The sequence below is a fragment of the Stenotrophomonas sp. 109824_Sma genome, assembly GCF_056480025.1.
Window position 1 is genome coordinate 1,130,329 of the sequence record NZ_CM151078.1, and the last position, 22,727, is coordinate 1,153,055.

A 22,727-nucleotide genomic window follows, 5' to 3' on the forward strand; every position below is an offset into this window, starting at 1 on the left:
GAAGACTCCAGTTGGAAGGGGTCGGATCCCTTTCCAACGGAAAGGGCTCTGACCCCGAAGGATAGGGCGATGGGGTCAGAGCCCTTCCTGCGGAAGGGATCCGACCCCGGCTCAGGCAGTTACGGTTTGACGGCGAGGGTGACCTGGCCGAGTTCGGTGGCGCCCTGCGCCTTGCCGTTCTGCGCGGCGGTGGCCGGCCAGGTGAAGGGGATCTTCAGCAGTTCACGGCCACCGACTTCGCGCACCGCTTCGACCACCAGGGTGTAGTTGCCCGGGGCCAGCTGCTTCAGTGCCGGCTGCTTGTCGTTGAACGACAGCGCGTGCTTGCCGGCCGGGCGGGTCGGGCCGGTCACGCCATCCACCGGTACCTGCAGGGTGCGGCCGCTCTTGCGCCACCACTGGCGCAGGTCGGGCAGCCACTTGGTGCCGTGGCCTTCGCTGTTGCTGGTCTGCTGATACCAGACCGACAGGTTGGCCGCGACCTTCTGGTCGGCGCCTTCCAGCCACACTGCCACGTACGGGCGGTGGTACTCGGCCACGTTGAGCTTGGGCACTTCGACGTTGATGTCGAGGGTGGTGGCATAGGCCGGCGAGGTGGCCAGCAGGCCGCTGAGGGCGATGGTCAGGGTGACGCGCATGGGGCGGCTCCGGGGAAACGGATGGAATTCATGGGGGACGTCAGTGGATCAGCAGCAGGGCGATCAGCAGCGGAATCATCAGGCCGAGGCCGACCAGCGGCCAGGTCATGCGCCGCTGCCGCGCATGCAGGTGCAGCAGGAACAGGCCGGTGATGCAGAACACCAGGCAGGCCACGGCGAACAGGTCCAGGAACCAGCCCCACGCCGGGCCGGCATTGCGGCCCTTGTGCAGGTCATTGAGGTAGGACACGACGCCGCGCGAGGTCGATTCGTACTCCACCGCGCCGGTCTCGCGGTCGATGCTCAGCCAGGCGTCGCCGCCGGGGCGCGGCAGCGACAGGTAGATCTCTTCGGCCGACCACTCGGCCGGGCGTCCACCGATGGCGATGCCCAGCTGCGTGTCCAGCCATTGCCGGGCCGGGCGCGGGATTGGTGCGTTGCCGTCTTCGCGCGTGCCGAGCTGGCCGAGAAGTTCGGCCGGCAGTTCCAGCTGCTGGTTCTGCACCTGGGGTTTGGCTTCGATCTTCGCCGCATGGTTGAGGGTCAGACCGGTCACCGCGAACAGCAGCATGCCGATCAGGCACACCGCCGAGCTGATCCAGTGCCACTGGTGCAGCGTCCGCAGCCAGAAGCCACGGTTCTGTTGCTGCTGCACGGTGGAGGAGGCAGGACGGCTCACGGCACGGTTCGGGGCGGACGGGGACTGCCCATTACATCATTGATGAGAATAGCTCGCAATTGCGTATCGTTCTGTATCCCTGGAGGGGAGTGCCGGCGGCGGTCAGCTGCCGGCACCATCACTGATCAGTAGATCCACGCCATGCGTGGATGAAGCGGTGCCGACCAAGGTCGGCACCCACCGGGGCAGGGCAATGCCGACCAGTGGCCGGCAATGCCGGTGCGCAGAGGTCAGAACTTCGCGTTGAGCGAAATCCAGTAGCTGCGGCGCTGGTCCTTGGTCGCATAGTCGTCCACGCAGTTGAACTCGCTCTGGCTGATCAGCAGGCACGACTGCGAGACGAAGTCCTTGTCGAACAGGTTGTTGACCCGCGCGTTCACGGTCAGCCATGGCGTGGCCTTCCAGCTGCCGCCGAGATGGAAGATGGTGTAGTCCTCGTAATAGCGGGTGTGGCTGACACCGTTGGCGTCCAGCAGCGTGTCGCGATAGCGGTCGTAGCGTCCTTCGCCGATCAGCGACAGGCTGATCGCTTCGTTGACCTGCCAGTTGAGGCTGGCGTTGGCCATGTGCCTGGCCGGCATGGTGCCGCCGATCGGCAGGCCCTTCTGCGCGCCGCTGGTCTGCTCGCTCTTGGTCCAGGTGTAGTTGCCGCGCAGCTGCAGGCTGTCGAGCAGGTCGACATGCGCGGCCAGTTCGGTGCCACGGGTCTCGGCCTTGTCGATGTTCACGCTATGGGTGAAGGTGCTGTAGCCCAGTGCCGCCCAGCCCGGGCCGATGTCCGCGCAGTAGCCGCTGCCGGCGCGGGCCACTTCGCAGTTCGGGAAGGTACCGCCGCTGGCGATCTTGTCCTCGAACTTGTTGAAGAAGCCGGTGACGTTGAAGCCCCAGCGCTGGCCCTCGTAGTACGCGGCCAGCTCGTAGTTGGTGCTGGTTTCCGGCTTCAGGTTGGGCGAGCCCACCAGCGGCAGCACGCCCTGGCCACCGAAGCCGGTGATGCCCGGGAACAGCTGGTCCGGACGCGGGGTCTTGTAGCCGGTGCTGACGCCACCCTTGAAGGTCCATGCGTCGCTGGCGTTCCACACCAGGTAGCCACGCGGGCTGACATGGCTGCCGAATACGTTGTGGTCGTCGTAGCGCAGGCCGAAGGTAGCGGTGAGGGTGTCGGTCAGCGCCCAGTTGTCCTCGGCGAACAGTGCCCACATGCGGTGCTTCTGCTTGACGTTGCTGCGGTAGCCGGCGCCGTCCATGCCGAACACACCGTCGACCATGTCGGTGTCGTTGTACTGGCCACCCACGGTCAGCTTGTGCGCGCCGAAGTCGAGGTCGAGCATGGTGTCGAGCACATAGCCTTCCAGCTCCATGGTGCGCAGCGGACGCGGCAGGAATGCCTGCAGGCGTGCCATCTCGCTCGGGTTGAGGGCGGTCAGTGCATTGCCGCGGCCGGCCGCGCAGTTGTTGGCGGCACCGGTGCGGCGGCAGACGTCATTCCACAGCGTCTGCAGGTTGGCGCGCTCGTCCAGGGTCAGCGGCAGCGAGCGGCCGAGGTTGCTGCTCTTGCTGTGGGTCAGCGAGGTCTGCCAGGTGCCGAAGCTGTAGCGGCCCTGATGGGTCAGCGACAGCTGGTCGCGCTCGTAGCGCTGGTAGGCGGTGTAACCCACGCGCGGCTGCACCACGCGACGGGTGACGGTGCCGCTGCCGTTCGGGTTGGGAATGACGGCATTGCCGACGCGCCACAGGCTGGCCAGGCTGTCGAGGGTGCCGGTCTGGCCTTCGCTGTTGTCGAACTTCTGCCGCGACACGTCATAGTCCAGCCACAGTTCGTGGTCGTCGCTGATGCGGAAGTCCAGGCGCACCCCGGTGTTCCAGTTGGTGTTGGCGACCGACTTGCCGCCACCGCCGAAGCCGATGCTGCGCTCCCACAGGGTGCCGTCGGGCAAGGGCAACGCATCCCATTCCGGGTTGGAAGCCTTGGCATCGTAGTAGCTGCCGCGCACCGCCAGGCTGAGGCGATCCTTCAGCAACGGACCGCTGAGGTACAGGTCGGTGGTGCGTGCATCGCCGAACTGGTCATCCTGCTGCACGGTGAAGCCCTGGGTCAGCGCGCCGTGCCAGCTGTCCTGGTTGCGGCGGGTGATGATGTTGATGACGCCGCCCATCGCGTCCGAGCCGTACAGCGTGGACATCGGCCCGCGCACCACTTCGATGCGCTCGATCGCATCCAGCGGCGGCAGGTAGGCGAACTGGCCGCCGCCGAAGTTATTCGGATAGATCTGGCCGACATTGCTCTGGCGGCGGCCGTCGATCAGCACCAGGGTGTACTCGGACGGCAGGCCGCGCATCGAGACGGTGGCGCGGCCGTTCTTGTCGGTCGCCTCCAGGCCGACATCGATGCCTTCGACGTCGCGCAGCGCGTCGACCAGGCTGGTGTACGGGCGCTTGCTCAGTTCCTCGCGGCTGACCACGCTGATGCTGGCCGGGGCATCGATCACTTTCTGTTCGAAGCCGGAGGCGGTGACCACCACCTTGTCCAGCGTCTGCGGCGCGCCGGCGGCGTCACCGTGGGCGAAGGCGGGGCTGGCGAAGGCTGCCAGCACGGCGCTGGTCAGCAGGGCGCGGGACAGGGACGAACGGACACGATGGCGCTGGGCCATGGCAGTTACCTCGAAGGATGCAGGGTGGTGCGACGCCGTGCGCGAAGAGCGCGGCAGGCACGGAAGGCCCGGTCAGGGGCGGCAGGGATGAAGCAGGCAGCGGCGTGCAGGCGCGACCGCGCAGGCGGTCACGTCGGGCCGTGGATCAGGCGAGCGGCGGCGCCTGGCCGCGTTGCTGGCGACGCCCGGGCGCATCGGCCCAGGGCGTGTCCGGAGCGGCCAGCGGCCAGTCCGGGCGCACGCCGGGCATGGCCGGCGTGGCGGGTACGAGTTCGAGTTCAGTGCGCAGCCATTGGCTGGCCAGCAGCAGTGGCGGACGTGCCTTCTCGGCCGACGTCACCGGAGCGGACGCGCAGCGGCGCAGCTTGGCTGGCGCCTCTTCCTGCAGGGGCGCCTCGCCCCCGCGCTCTTCCAGCGGCATCTGCACGGCCATTCCGGCGTGGGCCTGTGGCAGCAGCGGCAGGGTGCCCAGCAGCAAGGCCAGCATCGCCACCCACGCCAGCAGGCTGGCCAGCGCGGGACGCTGGCCGCGCATGGCGCTGCCCATCTTGCGATGGATGAGTGGACGAGGGCGAAGCGGGCGCAACAAGCGGGGGTCCCCAAGGGTCTGCCGGCAGCGGCCGGCATCAACGGGGCGTGATTGTAATGAGAGCTGTTAGCCGTTGCAAATGAGAATGATTGCCAAAATATCGCAGGCCGGCCAGGTGGGGCTCAGACTTCGCTCCAGCGCCGCAGCAGGTTGTGGTACACGCCGGTCAGCTGCAGCACCGCCTCGGCGTCGCCGCCGGTCTGCCGCAGGCGCTCGATCGAGCCATCCATTTCCCACAGCAGGCGCCGCTGCACGTCGTCGCGGATCATGCTCTGCACCCAGAAGAACGAGGCCACGCGCGCACCGCGGGTGACCGGCCGCACCTGGTGCAGGCTGCTGGACGGATACACGATCAGGTCGCCGGCCGGCAGCTTCACCTCGTGCTCGCCGTAGGTATCGCTGATGACCAGCTCGCCGCCTTCGTACTCGTCCGGTTCGGACAGGAACAGTGTGCAGGAGATGTCCGAACGCAGCTGCTCGCCATTGGCCAGGTTCATCACCGCGCCATCGACATGGAAGCCATAAGTGCCGCCACCGCTGTAGCGGTTGAAGCGCGGTGGCAGGTACTTCAGCGGCAGCGCTGCGCTGAAGAACAGCGGATGCCGGGCCAGCGCGACAAGGATGGTCTCGCCCAGTTCGCGGCGCAGCGGCGAGGCCTCGGGCAGCTGCTGGTTGTGCTTGGCCTGTGCGCCCAGATGCCCCACGGTTTCGCGGCCATCGGTCCAGTCGGCGGCGTCGAGGCGGCGCCGGAAATCGGCCACCTGGTCGGCGCTGAGAATGTCGGGGATGTGCAGCAGCATGCGGAACTCCTCAGAGGGACGGCGGTGCGACCAGGGCGCGCACCTGCGGATGCGGCGACGCGGCCAGTTCCGGCACGATGTGCGCCATGAACGCTGGGCTGCCGTGGGCCAGTGCGAGCCGCAGCCAGTGCACGGCCTGTTCGATCTGGCCGGCCTGCAGCAGGATCGAGGCGTAGTTGGCCTGGCCGCGGAAATCACCGGCTTCGGCCGCGCGCTGGTACCAGGCGAGCGCCGCCTGCGGATCGGGTGCGATATCCAGCCCGTCTTCGAGGTGGCGGGCCAGCAGGTTCATCGATTTGGCGTGGCCCAGGTGCGCGGCACGGGTGTACAGGGCCAGTGCCTGCGCGCGGTCCTGCGGAATGCCGCGGCCGGTGGCCAGCAGGTTGGCCAGGTTGTACAGGCCCCAGTCCAGCCCGGTGTCGGCGGCGCGCCGGTACCACACGGCCGCCAGCGTCGGGTTGGCCGCGGTGCCGTGGCCCAGCTCATGGCAGCGGCCGAGCATGTTCATCGCCATCGGCGCGCCGTTGTTGGCGGCGGTTTCGTACCAGAGCAGCGCGGCCAAGGCGTCCTGCGCGGTGCCTTTGCCTTCCATGTGCATCTGCGCGAGCAGCAGTTGTGCATCGACCTGTCCAGCCTGCGCGGCGTCGCGCACACGTGCGAACGCGGCCTGCGGATCGTGCTGCAGGAGCTCGGCCAGGGCGTCGCTGTCGATGGGAGTGCGGGTAACCATGGGGTGAGTATCGCCGGAAACAAAAACGGCGGCAGGAGAGCCTGCCGCCGTGGTGGAGCGAAGTTACATCAGAACTTCACGTTCAGTGCCAGGGTGGCCGAGCGACCCGGGGCGATGCTCGCGTAGTGCGAGGCATAGGCCTTGGTGAAGTAGGTCTTGTCGGTCAGGTTCTGCACGTTGAGCTGCAGGCTGATGTTGTCCTGGATCGCGTAGCTGGCCATCGCGTCGAAGCGGGTGTAGCTCGGGATCCACTTGGTGTTGGCGACATCACCGTACTGCTTGTCCGAGTAGAACGCACCGGCGCCGATGGTCAGGCCGATCGGGAAGCGGTAGGTGGTCCACAGGTTGGCGCTGTGCTTGGCGGTGTTCGGGAACACGTTGCCGTTGTACGGCGACGGCACGTAGACGTTGGACGGGCAGGTGCGGCCGGACACGGCGCACACAAAGCCGTTGTCCTTCAGTTCCGAGTCCAGGTAGGTGTAGCCGCCATACAGGCTCCAGGCGTCGGTCAGCTGGCCGGTGAAGCCCAGCTCGAAACCGTTGATTTCCTTCTTGCCGGCGTTCTGGCTGGTGCCGTTGTCGATGGTCACACGTGCGTTGTTCATCACGGTGTGGAAGATCGCCGCGGTCAGGTTCAGGCGCTTGTCGAACAGGTCCCACTTGGTGCCCAGTTCGAGGTTCTTGGTGTCCTGCGGCTTGAGGTCGGCCACGGCGGCGCTCAGGCCGTCCGAACCGTCACCACCGTCCATGCCCGGCGGGGTCGAGGAAGTGCCCCACGACAGGTAGATGCTGCCGTTCTCCAGCGGCTTGAAGACGACGCCAGCCTGGTAGTTCAGGAAGTCGTTGTCATTGCGCACGCGGGTCGGTGCCGCACCGGCCACCGGAGTGGTCAGGGTGGTGCTGTAGTCGTCGTAACGCAGGCCGACGTTGAAGCTCCACTGTGCGTTGAGCTCGATGGTGTCGAACAGATAAGCGGACTTGGTCTTGGTGCGCTGCTCGACGTCCAGTGCCTTGTCGCTGCGGTACACCGAATGGGTGGCCGCCCACGGATCACGCGGGTTCGGGTTGGCGAAGTCGGTGCAGTTGTAGCCGGTGGCCGCGCCCGTGGTCGGGCACTTGCTGTTGCCGGTCAGCGGGTTGCTGGTGCCCGGGGCGATCAGGTAGCTGCCGCGGGTCATCTTCTCGTCGCTGTATTCCACGCCAGCGCTGTAGCTGTGCTTGAGCGCGCCGGTCTGGAAGGCACCGGTCAGGCCCAGCTGGTCGGCGAAGCTCTTGACGTCGACGGCGCGGGTGTTGGTACGGCGCCACAAGGTGCCGTAGTTGTTCGGGTTGCCCTGGCTGTCGTCCGGCTGGGTCCACAGGTAATCATTGCTGGTGTTGCCCAGTCGCGCGATGTTGCGCAGCTTGTGGCCGCCGAAGTCGTAGCTGGCATCCAGGGTGCTGATGTCGGCACGGGTGCGCTGGAAGTCACGATCGACCAGGCCGTAGTAGTTGTTGCGGTCCGGCACCATCGGGCGACCGTCGACCCACTTCGAGGCCGGTGCACCGTTCGGGTTGCCATACGGGAAGCCACCCGCGTCCGGCAGGTCATCGCTCTGCATGTGGTAGTGGCTGGCGATCAGCTGCGCCGGGCCGTTCAGGCCGAACGCGATCGACGGTGCGATGCCCCAGCGGCTGACATTGGCAGCGTCGCGGCCGGCGATGTCCGACTCGTGCTTCATCAGGTTCAGGCGGGCGGCGATGCCATCGCCCAGCACGTAGTTGGCATCCACGGTGCCGCGCGCGTAGCTGTCGGTGCCGATGCCCATGCTGGCGCTGGTCTCGTTCTTCAGCTTCGGCGTCTTGCTCACCAGGTTCAGGCTGCCACCACCGGAATCACGGCCACCGTAGGCCGAGCTCGGGCCCTTGACCACTTCCACCTGTTCCAGGTCGAAGATTTCGCGGGTCTGCGAGCCGACGTCACGCAGGCCGTCGACGAAGATGTTGCTCTGCGAATCGAAGCCACGGATGAAGGGGCGGTCGCCGGTCGGGTTGCCGCCTTCGCCGGCACCGAAGGTGATGCCCGGCACCATGCGCAGCGCATCCTGCAGGTTGGTCGCACCGGTTTCGGCGATCAGCTTCTCCGAGACGATCGACACCGACTTCGGGGTGTCCAGCAGCTCGGCGGTGAACTTCGGCGAGGACGGATTGAACCAGCTGCCGCGCACCTGCACCTTGTCCAGGTCGGTGGCCTTGCGGGACGCGGCGTCAGCGCTGTCGGCAGCCTGTGCGGCCAGCGGCGCGAAGCCAGCGGCCAGGGTGGCGGTGGCGAGCAGGGAAACGCGCGGGGCGTGCTTGCGGGACGTGATGTGGGTCATGGCTTGGGTGGTAGTGGCTGGGATCGGGAAAGGGCGAGGGCCGAAGCGCAGGCAGCGCGACGACACGTAGGGGCTTTTTCTGTAGAGCCGAGCCGATGCTCGGCTACGCGGCGGACGACTTCAGGCGCACGGCAACGGCCGCAGGGCGCCTCAGCTGGCGTGCGGTGCGGGCGGTGCGTGGCCGGGGTTCAAGCGCAGTGCGGGATCGCGCAGCTGCCAGCGCAGGGCGTCAGAGCGCCACAGCGGGATATGCGCGACCAGGGTGGCGCGCGCGGGGGCCATGCCGGTGCAGGGCGAGGTGCCCTCGCCATCAAGCGGGGGCTCCGGTGCCGGTACGGCGTGCTGCGGGCATTCGTCCGCCGGCGGGGCCGGCAACGGCATGGCCTGGTGAAGATCTTCGGCGTGTGCCTGCCAGCCGTGGGTGGCAGGCCCGTGGCCGCGTCCTTCGTGCAGGGCCGACCAGCCCAGCAGCAGCGTCAGCAGCACGGCCACAGCCAGCGGCCATCCCTGGCGGGCGAGCTGGCACAACGTGGCGGTGGGCGCGGGCGAAGCCATGGCGCGGGGGGGCGGATCGTTACGAAGATGTTACGTAGGATAACATCAACGATAATGATTCGCATATGCGCAATCAGGCGGGCCAACTGGAGGGCCCGGAAGGGCCTTGGTGCGCCGCTCAGGACGCTCCGGTAGATCCACCCCATGGGTGGATGCGCCTCGGCAGGGACGCCCTGGGGCGATCCCTGCAGGCCGTGCGCCGCCTCAATCGCGGTCGTCGCGGGTCCAGACGGCGTCGTGCTCGCGCTTCACCGGGAACTTGGGCACCGGGGTATAGGCCGGCGCGCACAGGGCGCGGCCATCGCGTACGTCGAAGCGCGCGCCGTGCAGCACGCACTCCACGCTGCCTTCGGCGGTGTTGAACTCGCCCGAGGACAGCTCGAACTCCTCATGCGTGCACTGGTCTTCCAGCGCGTACAGCTCGCCGTCGAGGTTGAACACCACGATCGGCGTGCCGGTCACCTCGTCGAACACGCTCTTCATTTCACCCGGCAACAGCTCGGCGCCGGCACAGACAAAGGTCCAGGCCTCGCTCACGCGGCGGCTCCGGCCAATGGCTTTTCCAGGACCTCGAAGCGCAGGTCGTCGCGCTTGGGGATGCCGAAGCGTTCGTCGCCATACGGGAACGGCTTCTTGATGCCGGTGCGCTGGTAGCCACGACGCTCGTAGAAGGCGATCAGTTCGTCGCGCACGTCGATCACCGTCATCTGCATCACCGGCACCTTCCATTCGTGCGCGGCGTGCGCTTCGGCGGCGTCCATCATCTGCTTGCCGACGCCGCCGCCCTGCTGGGCCGGGTCGACCGAGAACATGCCGAAGTAGCCCTTGCCGTCGACATCGGCGACGTGGGCGCAGGCCACCAGCTGGCCCTCGCGCTCGGCCAGCAGGATGGTGGAGCGCGGGCGGTCGAGGTCGGCCTGGATGCCTTCGGCGTCGATGCGGGCGCCATCCAGCAGGTCGGCTTCGGTGGTCCAGCCGACGCGGCTGGCGTCGCCACGGTAGGCCGAGGTGACGAGGGCGATCAGGGCGGGGATGTCGGCCGGCGTGGCGGCGCGGAAGGTCAGGGTGGTCATGGCCCCATTCTAGGTGGGGCGGGGGCGGGCGCAAATGGGGGCGGGGTCAGATCCCTTTCGCAAAGCGATAGGGATCTGACCCCGATGTCTACTGACCCAACGGCAGGCCATGGACCGACTGGCACGGGTGCGGAATCGGCAGATGCTCGGGGTCAGATCCCTTTGTGCAGCAAAGGGCTCTGACCCCTCAGCCCCAGGAAACGCTCATGCCACGCCCCCGAAGGATCGATGCGCCCGGATACCCGCAACATGCCGTTCAACGTGGCAACAATCGCCAGCCCGTGTTCTTCACGGATGACGACCGCGTGGCCTACCTGCGTCTGCTGTGTCATCACGCAGACCAGCAGCACTGCCGGGTCCACGCTTATGTGCTGATGGACAATCACGTCCATCTTCTGGCAACGCCTGATGTCTGCGGCGGGCTGTCGCGGATGATGCAGGCCGTGAGCCGGACCTACGTGCGTCGGGTGAATGATCGGCAGGGCCGCACCGGCACGTTATGGGAAGGGCGCTTCCACTCCACGCTGGTGGATACGGATCGCTATCTGCTGGCCTGCCAGCGCTACATCGAGCTCAACCCGGTTCGGGCGGGGAAGGTGGCGCATCCTGGTGACTATCGCTGGTCGAGCTATCGCGCGAATGCACAGGGCAGGGTGAACGCATTGCTCGTGCCGCATCCAGCCTTTGAATTGATTGCCACCGATGTGGATGAGCGGCGCAGGTGCTACGCCGAGTTCATCGAGCAGGGTATCCCTGCGCAGGATCTCTCTTCGATTCGGAAGGCGGTGCAATCGCAGCGGCGGATGGCGGCAACGTTGATGGGGTCAGAGCCCTTTCGCGGGGCGAAAGGGATCTGACCCCGGTCTGCGGGCTTACCCCAGCAGCTTGCGTACCTTGGCCAGCGCGGTCATGAAGCGCTCGATCTCGGCGTGCGTGTTGTAGAACGCCAGCGAGGCACGGCAGGTGGCGGCGACGCCGAAGTACTGCAGCAGCGGGTGCGCGCAGTGCTGGCCCGAGCGCACGGCCACGCCTTCCAGGTCGAGCAGGGTCGCCAGGTCATGGGCATGCGCGCCATCGATCAGGAACGAGACCACGGCGGCCTTCTCCGGCGCTTCGCCGATGATGCGCAGGCCGTCGACGCGGCGCAGCTCTTCGGTGAAGTGCGCCAGCAGTTCGGCTTCGCGCGCTTCCACGTTCTCCTGGCCAAGCTGCTGCAGGTAGTCGGCAGCCACGCCCAGGCCGATGAAACCGGCGATGTTCGGGGTGCCGGCTTCGAACTTGTGCGGGGCATCGTTGAACACGGTGCCGTCGAAGCTGACTTCCTTGATCATCTCGCCGCCACCAAGGAACGGCGGCATCGCGTCCAGGTGCTCGCGACGGGCCCACAGTGCGCCGGTACCGGTTGGCCCGCACATCTTGTGGCCGGTGATGGCGTAGAAATCGCAGCCGATCGCGGCCACGTCGACCTTGCGGTGCGGTACCGCCTGCGAGCCATCGACCACGGTGATGATGCCGCGCTTGCGCGCTTCGCGGCAGATCTCGCGCACCGGATTGACCGTGCCCAGCACGTTGGAGACATGGGTGACCGCCAGCAGCTTGACCTCCGGGGTCATCGCCGCGCGCAGCGCATCCAGGTCCAGCGCACCATCGGGGGTGATCTCGGCCACGCGGATGGTGGCGCCGGTACGCTGCGCGACCAGCTGCCACGGCACGATGTTGGCGTGGTGCTCCATGCGCGTGATCAGGATCACGTCACCGGCCTTCAGTCGCGGCAGCGCCCATGAGTACGCCACCAGGTTGATGGCGAAGGTGGTACCGCTGCACAGCACCAGGTCGCCGGGGCGCACGTTGAGGAAGTGCGCCAGCTTGTTGCGCGCACCTTCGTAGGCATCGGTGGCTTCGCTGCCCAGTGCATGCACCGCGCGGCTGACGTTGGCGTTGTAGCGACGATAGAACTCGTCCACCGCGCCGATCACCTGCACCGGCTTCTGGCCGGTGTTGGCGTTGTCGAAATAGACCAGCGGCTTGCCGTGCACTTCACGCATCAGCAGCGGGAAGTCGAGGCGGACGCGATCCCAGTCGGGGGCGCCGGTGCGTTCTTCGATCGGGCGCGGCGTGGACAGGTTCATGCCACACCCGCCTCGGCCAGGGCCTTGTCCAGGCGGCGAGCCAGTTGCGCACGCAGCGCATCGGGCAGGATCTTCAGCGGTTCATGGCAGAACGCAGCGCTCAGCAGTGCCTGCGCCTGTGCCTGCGGCAGGCCGCGCGAGCGCAGGTAGAACAGCGCATTGGCATCGAGCTGGCCGACGGTCGCACCGTGCGCGGCCTTCACTTCATCGGCGTCGATCACCAGCGTCGGCTGGGTGTCGATCTCGGCATCGGCCGACAGCAGCAGGTTCTTGTTGGACAGGTTCGCGTCGGTGCCGTCGGCGCCTTCGCGGATCTGGATGCCACCATGGAACACCACGCGGCTGCGGTTGGCGGCGACGCCGCGCCACAGCAGTTCGCAACTCGTATCGCGTGCGATATGGTCGATGCCCAGGCGGGTTTCGACGTGGCGGCGGCCATTGCCGAGCAGCACGCCGTTGGCAGTCAGCTGGGCGTTGTCGCCTTCCAGGCGCACGTTCAGTTCATGGCGGCTGAGCGCGGCACCCAGTTCCAGGTCGACGCGGTGGTACTGCGCGTCGCGGGCCAGCACCGCGTCGGTGCGCAGGAAGCTGGTCTGGCGCGCGCTGCCGGCCTGCACGCGGGCGTGCTTGAGCACGGCATCACGAGCGACGTGGGCATGCAGCACGGTGTTGTCCAGGTGGGCGGAGTCACCCACGCTGAAGCGGTGCTCGACCACGCCGAGGCTGGCGCCGGCACGCAGTTCGATCAGGTGGCGGTGGTGCCAGGCCAGGTCGGTCTCGCCAGCCACACTGGCGAACACCAGCTGCAGCGGTGCTTCGACCTGCACGCCTTCGTCCACGCGCAGCACCACGCCTTCGTCGGCCAGTGCGGCGTTGAGGCGGGCGAAGACCTCTTCACTGCGCTCGTAGCGGCGGCCGAGGAAACGCACGGCGTCTTCACCGGCGGCCAGTGCGGCCGACAACGGCTGCAGCTGCACGCCGGCCGGCAGCGCCTGCACGTCGCTCAGCGCGGCATCCAGGCGGCCGTTGACGAACACCAGGCGCGGGGCCGGGATGTCTTCCAGCAGCGCGGCTTCCAGCGCCGGGCCCTGCAACGGTGCCGCGGCGAACGAACGGCGTTCCAGCTGGCGCAGCGAGGTGTACTTCCAGGCTTCGTTGCGGGCGGCCGGCAGGCCGTCGCGCAGCGCCGCATCCAGCACTTCGCGGCGCGCATCGCTGCCGCAGAAGGCCTGGGCCATCGAATCAAGCAGGGCGCTCATCAGACCGCCGCCTCGGGCACGACCCGGTCCTTCAGGAAATCGTAGCCGTGTGCTTCCAGCTCCAGCGCCAGTTCCGGGCCGCCGCTCTTGACGATGCGGCCATCGGCCAGCACGTGCACCACGTCCGGCTTGATGTAGTCCAGCAGGCGCTGGTAGTGGGTGATGACCAGGAACGAGCGGTCGGCGCCACGCAGTGCGTTGACGCCGTCGGCCACGCTCTTCAGTGCGTCGATGTCCAGGCCCGAGTCGGTCTCGTCCAGGATCGCCAGCTTCGGCTCCAGCACGGCCAGCTGGAAGATCTCGTTGCGCTTCTTCTCGCCACCGGAGAAGCCTTCGTTGACGCCACGGTGCAGCAGTTCGTCCTTCAGGTGCAGCACGGCCAGCTTCTGGCGCACCAGCTTGAGGAACTGCATGGAATCGAGTTCCTCCTCACCGCGTGCCTTGCGCTGTGCGTTCAGCGCGGCGCGCAGGAAGTAGGTGTTGTTCACGCCCGGGATCTCCACCGGGTACTGGAACGCCAGGAACAGGCCGGCGGCGGCACGCGCTTCCGGGTCCCGCTCCAGCAGGTCGACGCCGTCGAACTGCACGCTGCCTTCGGTCACTTCGTAGCCGTCGCGGCCGGCCAGGACATTGCCCAGGGTGGACTTGCCGGCGCCGTTCGGGCCCATGATGGCGTGCACCTGGCCGGGCTTCACATCCAGCGACAGGCCCTTGAGGATTTCCTTGTCGCCGATGCGGGCGTGGAGGTTTTCGATCTTCAGCATGGTGGGGGTTTCCGTGGGGCGGGCCAGGGCCCGCCGGTAAAGAGAATGCGTTTGCGAGGGGCAGGGGCGGGCGGTCAGCCCACCGAACCTTCCAGCGAGACTTCCAGCAGCTTCTTGGCTTCCACCGCGAACTCCATCGGCAGTTCGCGGAACACCTGCTTGCAGAAGCCATCGACGATCAGCGACACCGCGTCTTCCTGGCTGATGCCACGGGCGCGGCAGTAGAACAGCTGGTCATCGGAGATCTTGGAAGTGGTCGCCTCGTGCTCGACGGTGGCGCCCGGGTTTTTCACCTCGATGTAGGGAAAGGTGTGCGCGCCGCACTGCTTGCCGATCAGCAGCGAATCGCACTGGGTGTAGTTGCGCGCGCCGTCGGCGTTGCGGTCGACCTTGACCAGGCCGCGGTAGGTGTTCTGGCCGCGGCCGGCGCTGATGCCCTTGCTGACGATCTTGCTCTTGGTGCGCTTGCCGACGTGGATCATCTTGGTGCCGGTGTCGGCCTGCTGGCGGTGATGGGTCAGCGCGACGGAGTGGAATTCACCCACCGAGTCGTCGCCCAGCAGCACACAGGAGGGGTACTTCCAGGTGATCGCCGAGCCGGTCTCGACCTGGGTCCAGGTGACCTTGCTGCGCGCGCCACGGCATTCGGCACGCTTGGTGACGAAGTTGTAGATGCCGCCGACGCCGTTCTCGTCGCCCGGATACCAGTTCTGCACCGTGGAGTACTTGATCTCCGCATCTTCCAGCGCGACCAGCTCGACCACCGCGGCGTGCAGCTGGTTCTCATCGCGCATCGGCGCGGTGCAGCCTTCCAGGTAGGAGACGTAGGCCTTGTCCTCGCACACGATCAGGGTGCGCTCGAACTGGCCGGTGTGGCCGGCGTTGATGCGGAAATAGGTGCTCAGTTCCATCGGGCAGCGCACGCCCTTGGGAATGAACACGAAGCTGCCATCGGAGAACACCGCCGAGTTGAGCGCGGCGAAGTAGTTGTCGCCGACCGGCACCACGGTGCCCAGGTACTGGCGGACCAGCTCCGGGTGTTCCTTGATGGCCTCGGACATCGAGCAGAAGATCACGCCCTTCTCGGCCAGTTCCTTGCGGAAGGTGGTGCCCACGGACACCGAGTCGAACACCGCATCCACCGCCACGCCGGCCAGCTTGGCGCGCTCGTGCAGCGGCACGCCCAGCTTGTCGTAGGTGTCGAGCAGTTCCTTCGGCACGTCATCCAGCGAGGCGTACTTCGGGCCCTTCGGCGCGGAGTAGTAGCTGAGCGCCTGCAGGTCGATCGGGGCGATCTCCAGCTTGGCCCAGTCGGGCATCGGCATGGTCAGGAAGTGGCGGTAGGCATCCAGGCGCCACTGCGTCATCCACTCCGGCTCTTCCTTCTTGGCCGACAGGGCACGGATGGTGTCCTCGTCCAGGCCCGGCGGCAGGGAGTCCGATTCGATCTCGGTGATGAAGCCGGCCGAATACTTGCGGCCGAGCTGCTCGTGGATCTCGCGGTTGGGGGTGTCGTCGTGGGCGACGTTTTCGATGGTTTCGGTGGCCATGGGGGGCTGCCTACGGATCAGGAGACGACGTCGACAGCGATGGTGCGGCGCTGTTCGTCATCGGCAAGGGGGAGAGGGGGCAGGATCTGGGCGAGGGTGACATCGCGCAGGGCCTCGGAGACCACGTCGTTGATCAGCCGCCAGCTGCTGCGCGCGCCGCACTTGGGCGCCATGCCGCACTGATGGTGGTCGTGGCTGCATTCGGTCAGGGCCAGTGGCCCTTCCATCGCTTCGACCACTTCGAACAGCGAGATCTCGATGGCCGGGCGGGTCAGCCGGTAGCCGCCACGGACGCCGCGCAGGCCTTCGACCAGGCCGGCCTGGGCCAGCGGCTTGAGCACCTTGCTGACGGTGGGCGGCTCCAGACCGGTGAATTCGGCCAGCTCTGTCGCGCTCAGCACTTCGCCCGGACGGGCGGCGAGCACGGTCAGCACGACGGTGGCGTAATCGGTGAGTTTGGTGACGCGCAACATGGGGATGCGAGTGGTTCTTAAAGCGGACTGAAATTGTACGCTTTTATTCGCCGCCATCCAACCCGGGCATTCAGCCGGCGCTGGGGCCGGGCCGGGACGACACACCGGGGCCGTTGCCAGGGCGCAATGCTGCGCCAACGGGGTGATTTTCGCAATCACCCGGAATGGGCGAGAATCCCCGTTCCATCCGCTGCAAACAGCCCGTGCCGATGCCGAAGAAGATCCAAGCCCGCAAGTCCGCCATCCATGGCAACGGCGTGTTCGCCGTGGCCCCGATCGAGCAGGGCGAGCGCGTGATCCAGTACAAGGGCCTGCTGCGCAGCCACGGCGATGTCGATGCCGATGACAGCGGCGACGTCGAAAGCGGCCATACCTTCCTGTTCACCCTCAACGATGACTGGGTGATCGATGCCAACTACAAGGGCAACGACGCGCGCTGGATCAACCACAGCTGCGACCCGAACTGCGAGGCGGTGATCGAGGAAGACGAGGACGGCGACAGCCGGGGCGACAAGGTGTTCATCGAGGCACTGCGCGATATCAAGGCCGGCGAGGAGCTGACCTACAACTACGGCATCACCCTGGCCGAGCGCCACACGGCCAAGCTGAAGAAGATCTGGGAGTGCCGTTGCGGCTCGCCCAAGTGCACCGGCACGATGCTGCAGCCCAAGCGCTGACCCGCAGCGGGTAGTGCCGGCCGCTGGCCGGCACTACGTGGAGGCTCTCCACCTGCCGTGCACGACAGGGTCACCGCCGCGCAAGGGGGGGTCTTCCATTCTGTGGGCTCCCCCAAACCGGAGTGCATCCATGGCAGAGCGATTGAAGGGCAAGCAGATTGCCATCCTTGCCACCCACGGCTTCGAACAGTCCGAGCTGACCGAGCCCAAGCGTTTGCTGGAAGCGGAGGGGGCGCGCGTCAGCGTGGTCTCGCCCGCAAAGGAAGCGACGATCAAGGGTTGGAAGGAGAAGAACTGGGGCGACGCCGTCGCGGTGGATATTCCGTTGGATGAGGCGGATCCTGCACGCTTCGATGCCGTGGTTCTACCCGGAGGGGTCATCAATCCGGACACGCTGCGCACCGATGATGCCGTACTGGCCTTCATCCGTTCAGTGGATGAAGCCGGCAAGCCTGTGGCGGCGATCTGTCATGGCCCGTGGCTGCTGATCAACAGCGGCCTGGCTGAGGGACGCGAGGTCACGTCCTGGCCGTCCCTGCAGCAGGATCTGTCCAACGCAGGTGGCAAATGGCGCGACACCGAGGTCGTGGTCGATGGCAACCTGATTACCAGCCGCAAGCCGGACGACATCCCAGCCTTCAGTGAGGCGGTGGTCAAAGCACTGGCCGCGTGATGTTCTGCCGATAGTGCCGGCCAGCGGCCGGCACTACCTTATTTGCCCAGCATGCCTGCCGGCACCAGGTTGCCCAGGTTCTGGTTGAAGGTGACCACCAGCTTGCCGTTCTTCACCTGTGCCGACTGCACCTGCAGGGCGCCGAGCACCCCGGCCACGGCTGGGTCCAGCTTGTAGATCGGTTCGCGCTGGGCGTAGTCGCTCAGCCATGCATTGAGCAGGCCACGGGTGCGCGAGTCGAGGCGGCCGCCCTGGTTGGCCGGGGTGAACTCATCCACGCTCGGCTGCTGCAGGTGGAAGCCCTGGGTCTGCGCGTCGTAGCGCAGGCCGCTGCTGAGCTTCACCGTGCCCAGTCTGGCCGGGTTGCCGCCGGCGGTGGCCAGCGCGACGTCCATGCCCAGGTTCAAGCGTTCGCCGGCCGGAAGGCTCAGCTGCGGATGGCTCATGGTCAGGGCGATCAGGCCGCCAAGGGCGTCCTGGGTGCGCGGGAAGCTGCCATCGAGGTACTGCTGCACGTCGCTGGCCCCCACCGACAGTTCGCGGCCGGAGATGGAGGGAGCCGCCTGTGCACCGATCGCAGCGGCGATCAGCACGGTGGAGGCCGCGAGGCGGGTCATCAGGGAACGCAGGCGCATGGCGGTGACCGGTGGGAAGCAAATGGATGGATCAAAGAGTAGCCGCGCAGGCTGAATCGCGCGTGCATGCCGCTGCAACGGTTCAGTCCAGCGTTGGACGCAGTTGTGCCGACTGGATCTGCCAGCCGCTGCCATTGCTGCTGGGCTGCACGCGGTACCAGCCGCCGAAGCGGAACGTGCCGTTGGCGGTGACTGCGCGGATCTGCACCGGCACCTCAAGCAGCTGCGGTGGCTGCCGCTCGTCGCGGGCGATCGGGGTATCGCTGTGCAGGCGCAGGGTGCGCAGGTCCTGCAGCTGCCGCATCGCGGCGTCGTCGGCATGCCGTGGGTCGCCGGGCGGGATCGCCCAGGCGGCGTCGCTGGCGGCGCGGTCGTGGTTGAGCAGTGCCGCCACGTAGCGGTTGAGCATCGTCGAGGGTGGCTCGGCATCGTCGGCGACGGCGGACAGCAGCGGCACGTCGCTCGCCTGCAGTGCTGCGGGATCGGGGCCGGTGCCGGTGTCCGCTGCTGCGGTGGCGGCGACGGGAGCGGACGCTGCCGCGATACCCTCAGTCGTCTGTGCCGCCGGACGCGAACAGCCCAGCAGCACCAGTGGTGCGATCAGGAACAGGATCCTGCGCATGCCTGCCTCCTCCCCGAGGCAATCTGGAGGGCGGCAGTGTAGCGGTTGCGCCGGTGTCAGCGGGAGGAGGGCAGCTGCTCCAGCGCGTCCAGTGCAGGCAGCACCTGGACGGCGATGGCGGCCAGTGCGTGGCCGTCGGTCTCGGCGTGGCGCTGCACGATGTCGCGCAGCAGCTGGGCGGCGATCACCAGGGTCGCCCGCTCGTCGCCACTGATGCCGGCGGTACGCGGGGCCGCCTCCAGCAGGCGCATCAGGTCGCGGCTGGCGCGGTGTTCCAGTTCGATGGTGCAGCGCCCGGTGCACTGCAGCCCGTCCTTTTCAATCGGGGTCACCGAGATCCGGTAGCGGGTGGAGGGGCTGGCCATGAGGGTGTGCTCGCCGTAGCTGTGGAGGATGTGCCCACCATAGGCAAGGCCACGGCCTGCGGCGACGGCCGGCGCTGCACGCAGTGTTCCACCCGGTACGTTCCGCGCCCTTTGCGGAGCGCCGGCAGCCAATGGCGGCGGGCCTGTACGGGGATATCCGGAGCTGCGGCAACGCTGTGTTGCGGGGGTGTGGTCCGTACAAAAAAACGGGACGGCCAGAGCCGTCCCGTCGGAATCCGCGTTGGGGCGCGCGCTTACAGCGCGGCGTCCTTCAGCTTCTTCAGCGGACGCACCTTTAGCTTGGTGGTGGCCGGCTTGGCAGCGAACCACTGCTCTTCCTTGGTGAACGGGTTGATGCCCTTGCGCTTCGGCTTGGCCGGCACATTGACGGTGGTGATCTTCAGCAGGCCCGGCAGGGTGAACGAGCCAGCGCCCTTCTTGTGCACCGAGGAGGCGACGGCGCTTTCCAGCGAGGCCAGCACAGCGCGGACGTCCTTGGCGATGACGCCGGAGGCTTCAGCGATGTGTGCAACCAGGCCGGACTTGGTCAGCACTTCCTTGATCGGCTTCGGAGCGGCCGGCTTGGCGGCTGCCTTCGTCGCGACTTTCTTCACTGCCTTCTTCGGGGCAGCCTTCTTAGCGGTCTTTGCCATGGTTTCCTGTTCCGTGAACGGTTGGTTGTTTGGTCGGCGCCGAACCCCGTCGGCAAGCGCAATGTAGGGCAACTCTCGGGCGCCGCCAATAGCCCGAAGCGCGGAAAGTGCATGTTTTTTCATATCCAGGCCGATTCAGTACATGGCCGGTAGTGGGGAAAGGGGGTGTGGCAGCGCACGCGATGGCCGGCGCCGGCCCATCGGTGGAATGCGCGAAACCACTGAAAATAAGGGGAAAATGCGTGCCGGCCTGGCGAAGAAGTGACCAGTTGTCCGGTTTCCGGCGGACGCGCGGCATGCGGCGGAGCGACGCAGGGCTAACGCGTCCCGTGCGAGGGTGACCGTTCATCACCGCCACGCAGGAGCAGCACATGGGAATCTCGCGACACGCCACCGCGCACTGGGAAGGCGATCTGAAGTCGGGCAAGGGACAGTTGAGCACGCCGCAGAGCGGGCTGCTGGACAAGACCCGCTACGGATTCAACAGCCGCTTCGGCGACGAGAAAGGCACCAATCCGGAGGAGCTGATCGCTGCCGCGCACGCCGGCTGTTTCACCATGGCGCTGTCGGCCAAGCTTGGTGAGGCCGGCTTCACCCCGACCTCGCTGGATACCGAGGCCAAGGTCGATCTGTCCCTGGAGGGCGGCCCGCAGCTGTCGCAGATCCGGCTGAAGGTGAAGGCCGTGGTGCCGGGCATCGACGCCGCACAGTTCCGTGCCATTGCCGATGACGCCAAGCAGAACTGCCCGGTCTCCAAGGCGCTGAGCGCGGTGCCGATCAGCCTGGAAGCCGAACTGGGCTGAGCGGCCGCTACCTGTAGAGCCGAGCCCACGCTCGGCTCACGCAACTGCAATGATCTGACCGTAAAGCAGCCGAGCGTGGGCTCGGCTCTACAGCAGCTTGCGGATCACCAATCGATGGTGCCGCTGATCACCGTCTGCACCTGGCCGCCCGACCAGACCTCGCCGTCTTCATCGACCCGCAGGGTCAGGCGCGCGTCGTGGCCGACTTCGCGGCCCTGGCTGACTTCGAACGGTGCACGGCCTCGGGGCAGGGCGTCGCGCAGGTCCAGCCATGCGGCCAGCACCGCATTGGCGGCACCCGAGGCGGCGTCCTCGAAGCGGCGGCCATTGCCGACAAAGGCGCGCACCGCCAGATCGAAGCCCTCGCTGCCGCCGCTGGAGGCGTAGGCAAACACGCCCATGCTGTCTGTGGACTCGGCCAGCGCGGCCACCGCGTCCCAGTCCGGACGCAGGGCGCGCAGTGCCGCTTCATCGGCCACCTGCACCACCCACCAGCTGCGCCCGCCCTGCATGCGTGCCGGCGGCAGCGAGCCCAGCGGCCAATCCCTCAGTGCCGCCTGCAGGCGCGGATCGGTGGCCTCGACGGTCTCGGCCAGCTGCGCGCGCGGGGTGCGGATGGCGATGCGCTGCTGCGCGCCCTCACCGCTGACGCGCAGCGGCAGCGCACCGGCGATGCCATCCTGCACCAGCACGCCATCGACCGGCGCGGCCAGGCCGGCCTGCAGCACCGCATGTGCAGTGCCGACGCTGGGATGGCCTGCAAACGGAACCTCCTTCTGCGGGCTGAACATGCGCAGCCGGTAGCTGGCGCCTGCGACCTGCGGCGGGAACACGAAAGTGGTCTCGGGCAGGCGCGTCCAGCGCGCAATGGCCTGCATGCTGGCATCGTCCAGGCCTTCGGCATCAAGCACCACGGCCAGCGGATTGCCTGCGCCGGCGCGCGGGGAGAACACATCCAGCTGCAGGAAACGGCGGGTGGGCATCAGGCAGGACTCCAGTAAACAGGCGGCATAGCGTAGCGCGGGGCACAAAAAAGGGGACGGAGGGAATTAAGTCGCTTGTGCCCCATGTGCCATAAGCGACTTAATTCCCTCCGTCCCCTTTTTTCCGTGCGCTACCAGCGGATGTGGCCGTCGATGACCGGCTGCACCTGGCCGCCGATCCAGACCGTGCCCTGCGCGTCGACCTGCACCTGCACGCGGCCATCGCGGCCGACTTCGCGGCCCTGGCTGGCCACGTAGTGGCCCTCGCGGCCGGGCAGGGCGTTGCGCTGCCGCAGCCAAGCACCGATCAGGGCATTGGCACTGCCGGTGACCGGATCTTCCGGCACGCTGGCCGCATCGGCGGGGCAGAAGGCGCGCACCACACGGGTGTGGTCGCTGCCGGCCTCGTCGGCGAATACGGCCACGCCGGTGGCATCGCTGGCAAGGCTCCAGTCGGCCAGCGCGGCCATGTCCGGCGCCAGGTTGCGCACGGCGGCGGCGTCGCGCAGCGGCAGCAGCCACCAGCGTGCGCCGTTGTCCCAGAGTTCGGGCACGTGCCCGTTGGCGGCGAGGGCCAGCAGTGCTTCGGGCGCTCCGTCCGCGGCTGTGTCCAGTTGCCGGGCCGGTGGGCTGGCCAGCTGGATCTCCAGCGCCTCGGCCGGGCCGCCCACCCGCACCGGCAGCACTCCCGCCGCGCATTGCTGCAGCAGGGCGCCGTCGCGCGGCTGGGCCAGGCCGCAGCTCACCGCCGCCCAGGCCGCGCCGACACTGGGGTGGCCGGCGAAGGCCAGCTCGCGGGTCGGGGTGAAGATGCGGATGTGGTAGTCGGCGCCGGGCGCGCTGGGGCGCAGGAAGAACACCGTCTCGGACAGGTTCAGCCAGGCGGCCAGGGCCTGCATCTGCTCGCCGGAGAGGTCGTCGGCATCCAGGAGGGCGCCCAGTGGGTTGCCGGTGCCGGGGCGGGGGGCGAAGACATCGAGCTGCAGGTAACGAAGGACGGCCATCTACGGGGATATTGCGCTTAGAATCAAAGGTTCCGCCCCCAGGGGCGGCTTCCCCACATTCTACA

Annotated in this window: 25 protein-coding genes; 4 read left to right on the forward strand and 21 right to left on the reverse strand. The window is 67.4% G+C overall.

Annotated elements, in window-relative coordinates; genetic code table 11:
* Positions 1-119: 119 nt before the first annotated feature.
* The 10 genes from ACZK1G_RS05300 to ACZK1G_RS05345 all read right to left on the reverse strand — a co-directional run bounded on the left by ACZK1G_RS05300 (position 120) and on the right by ACZK1G_RS05345 (position 10,072).
* Positions 120-638 carry a DUF2271 domain-containing protein gene (locus ACZK1G_RS05300; protein ID WP_004147429.1) on the reverse strand — a complete coding sequence of 173 codons (519 nt, stop codon included), beginning with the start codon at positions 636-638 and terminating at the stop codon, positions 120-122.
* 40 nt (positions 639-678) lie between these two features.
* Positions 679-1,317: a PepSY-associated TM helix domain-containing protein gene (locus tag ACZK1G_RS05305; protein ID WP_101765062.1), complete on the reverse strand. Its 639-nt coding sequence runs from the start codon at positions 1,315-1,317 to the stop codon at positions 679-681.
* A gap of 230 nt (positions 1,318-1,547) precedes the next feature.
* Positions 1,548-3,968 (reverse strand): TonB-dependent receptor domain-containing protein, encoded by a 2,421-nt coding sequence (locus tag ACZK1G_RS05310; protein WP_101765063.1) that lies wholly within the window; start codon positions 3,966-3,968, stop codon positions 1,548-1,550.
* Between the two features lie 145 nt (positions 3,969-4,113).
* On the reverse strand, positions 4,114-4,515 hold the full coding sequence (locus ACZK1G_RS05315) for a hypothetical protein (protein WP_197622048.1): 402 nt from the start codon (positions 4,513-4,515) through the stop codon (positions 4,114-4,116).
* Between the two features lie 164 nt (positions 4,516-4,679).
* A complete protein-coding gene (locus ACZK1G_RS05320) occupies positions 4,680-5,357 on the reverse strand; it encodes a Fe2+-dependent dioxygenase (RefSeq protein WP_101765065.1) in 678 nt (225 codons plus the stop codon).
* 10 nt (positions 5,358-5,367) lie between these two features.
* Positions 5,368-6,087: a tetratricopeptide repeat protein gene (locus ACZK1G_RS05325; protein ID WP_101765066.1), complete on the reverse strand. Its 720-nt coding sequence runs from the start codon at positions 6,085-6,087 to the stop codon at positions 5,368-5,370.
* A 68-nt stretch (positions 6,088-6,155) separates the two neighbouring features.
* The gene (locus tag ACZK1G_RS05330; RefSeq protein WP_101765067.1) at positions 6,156-8,444 is read right to left on the reverse strand and encodes a TonB-dependent receptor; all 2,289 of its coding nucleotides are present in this window, start codon (positions 8,442-8,444) and stop codon (positions 6,156-6,158) included.
* Positions 8,445-8,594: 150 nt separating this feature from the next.
* Positions 8,595-8,999, reverse strand: coding sequence for a hypothetical protein (locus tag ACZK1G_RS05335; protein WP_049442938.1), 405 nt, complete (start codon positions 8,997-8,999; stop codon positions 8,595-8,597).
* Positions 9,000-9,203: 204 nt separating this feature from the next.
* Complete coding sequence (locus ACZK1G_RS05340; protein ID WP_014036275.1) at positions 9,204-9,536, reverse strand: non-heme iron oxygenase ferredoxin subunit; 333 nt, start codon at positions 9,534-9,536, stop codon at positions 9,204-9,206.
* Positions 9,533-10,072 (reverse strand): GNAT family N-acetyltransferase, encoded by a 540-nt coding sequence (locus ACZK1G_RS05345; protein WP_049442937.1) that lies wholly within the window; start codon positions 10,070-10,072, stop codon positions 9,533-9,535. The genes ACZK1G_RS05340 and ACZK1G_RS05345 overlap by 4 nt, the downstream gene beginning before the upstream one ends.
* A gap of 206 nt (positions 10,073-10,278) precedes the next feature.
* On the opposite strand from ACZK1G_RS05345, the gene ACZK1G_RS05350 reads away from it, so the two are divergent.
* The gene (locus ACZK1G_RS05350; protein ID WP_094002071.1) at positions 10,279-10,929 is read left to right on the forward strand and encodes a transposase; all 651 of its coding nucleotides are present in this window, start codon (positions 10,279-10,281) and stop codon (positions 10,927-10,929) included.
* A 15-nt stretch (positions 10,930-10,944) separates the two neighbouring features.
* On the opposite strand, the gene ACZK1G_RS05355 is transcribed toward ACZK1G_RS05350, so the two are convergent.
* From ACZK1G_RS05355 to ACZK1G_RS05375, 5 genes are all read right to left on the reverse strand, one after another.
* Positions 10,945-12,201, reverse strand: a complete 1,257-nt coding sequence (locus ACZK1G_RS05355; protein WP_049447235.1) for a cysteine desulfurase — start codon at positions 12,199-12,201, stop codon at positions 10,945-10,947.
* Positions 12,198-13,460 (reverse strand): Fe-S cluster assembly protein SufD, encoded by a 1,263-nt coding sequence (gene sufD / locus ACZK1G_RS05360; RefSeq protein ID WP_101765068.1) that lies wholly within the window; start codon positions 13,458-13,460, stop codon positions 12,198-12,200. The genes ACZK1G_RS05355 and sufD overlap by 4 nt, the downstream gene beginning before the upstream one ends.
* Positions 13,460-14,224, reverse strand: coding sequence for a Fe-S cluster assembly ATPase SufC (gene sufC / locus ACZK1G_RS05365; protein ID WP_101765069.1), 765 nt, complete (start codon positions 14,222-14,224; stop codon positions 13,460-13,462). Before sufC ends, sufD begins: the two co-directional genes overlap by 1 nt.
* Before the next feature lie 74 nt (positions 14,225-14,298).
* Entirely contained in the window at positions 14,299-15,774 is a 1,476-nt protein-coding gene (gene sufB / locus ACZK1G_RS05370; protein ID WP_049447231.1) for a Fe-S cluster assembly protein SufB, read from the reverse strand.
* Between the two features lie 17 nt (positions 15,775-15,791).
* Complete coding sequence (locus tag ACZK1G_RS05375) at positions 15,792-16,247, reverse strand: SUF system Fe-S cluster assembly regulator (protein ID WP_005408436.1); 456 nt, start codon at positions 16,245-16,247, stop codon at positions 15,792-15,794.
* A 209-nt stretch (positions 16,248-16,456) separates the two neighbouring features.
* Here ACZK1G_RS05375 and ACZK1G_RS05380 point away from each other — a divergent pair, with 209 nt between their 5' ends.
* Both ACZK1G_RS05380 and ACZK1G_RS05385 read left to right on the forward strand, forming a co-directional pair.
* A complete protein-coding gene (locus ACZK1G_RS05380) occupies positions 16,457-16,924 on the forward strand; it encodes an SET domain-containing protein (RefSeq protein ID WP_049447248.1) in 468 nt (155 codons plus the stop codon).
* Positions 16,925-17,054: 130 nt separating this feature from the next.
* Positions 17,055-17,597, forward strand: coding sequence for a type 1 glutamine amidotransferase domain-containing protein (locus ACZK1G_RS05385; protein ID WP_014036281.1), 543 nt, complete (start codon positions 17,055-17,057; stop codon positions 17,595-17,597).
* 38 nt (positions 17,598-17,635) lie between these two features.
* Here the strand turns inward: ACZK1G_RS05385 and ACZK1G_RS05390 are convergent, their stop codons facing one another.
* The 4 genes from ACZK1G_RS05390 to ACZK1G_RS05405 form a co-directional block, all read right to left on the reverse strand.
* Entirely contained in the window at positions 17,636-18,232 is a 597-nt protein-coding gene (locus ACZK1G_RS05390) for a YceB family lipoprotein (protein WP_101765070.1), read from the reverse strand.
* An 82-nt stretch (positions 18,233-18,314) separates the two neighbouring features.
* Positions 18,315-18,854, reverse strand: coding sequence for a hypothetical protein (locus tag ACZK1G_RS05395; RefSeq protein ID WP_101765071.1), 540 nt, complete (start codon positions 18,852-18,854; stop codon positions 18,315-18,317).
* 56 nt (positions 18,855-18,910) lie between these two features.
* Positions 18,911-19,219, reverse strand: a complete 309-nt coding sequence (locus ACZK1G_RS05400; RefSeq protein ID WP_049447224.1) for a DUF3861 family protein — start codon at positions 19,217-19,219, stop codon at positions 18,911-18,913.
* A gap of 254 nt (positions 19,220-19,473) precedes the next feature.
* Positions 19,474-19,872, reverse strand: a complete 399-nt coding sequence (locus ACZK1G_RS05405; RefSeq protein ID WP_010483539.1) for an HU family DNA-binding protein — start codon at positions 19,870-19,872, stop codon at positions 19,474-19,476.
* A gap of 371 nt (positions 19,873-20,243) precedes the next feature.
* Here ACZK1G_RS05405 and ACZK1G_RS05410 point away from each other — a divergent pair, with 371 nt between their 5' ends.
* Complete coding sequence (locus tag ACZK1G_RS05410) at positions 20,244-20,675, forward strand: OsmC family protein (protein ID WP_014646276.1); 432 nt, start codon at positions 20,244-20,246, stop codon at positions 20,673-20,675.
* Positions 20,676-20,779: 104 nt separating this feature from the next.
* On the opposite strand, the gene ACZK1G_RS05415 is transcribed toward ACZK1G_RS05410, so the two are convergent.
* Both ACZK1G_RS05415 and ACZK1G_RS05420 read right to left on the reverse strand, forming a co-directional pair.
* Positions 20,780-21,658 carry a PhzF family phenazine biosynthesis protein gene (locus ACZK1G_RS05415; protein WP_101765072.1) on the reverse strand — a complete coding sequence of 293 codons (879 nt, stop codon included), beginning with the start codon at positions 21,656-21,658 and terminating at the stop codon, positions 20,780-20,782.
* 131 nt (positions 21,659-21,789) lie between these two features.
* Positions 21,790-22,662 carry a PhzF family phenazine biosynthesis protein gene (locus ACZK1G_RS05420; RefSeq protein ID WP_101765073.1) on the reverse strand — a complete coding sequence of 291 codons (873 nt, stop codon included), beginning with the start codon at positions 22,660-22,662 and terminating at the stop codon, positions 21,790-21,792.
* Positions 22,663-22,727: the final 65 nt, after the last annotated feature.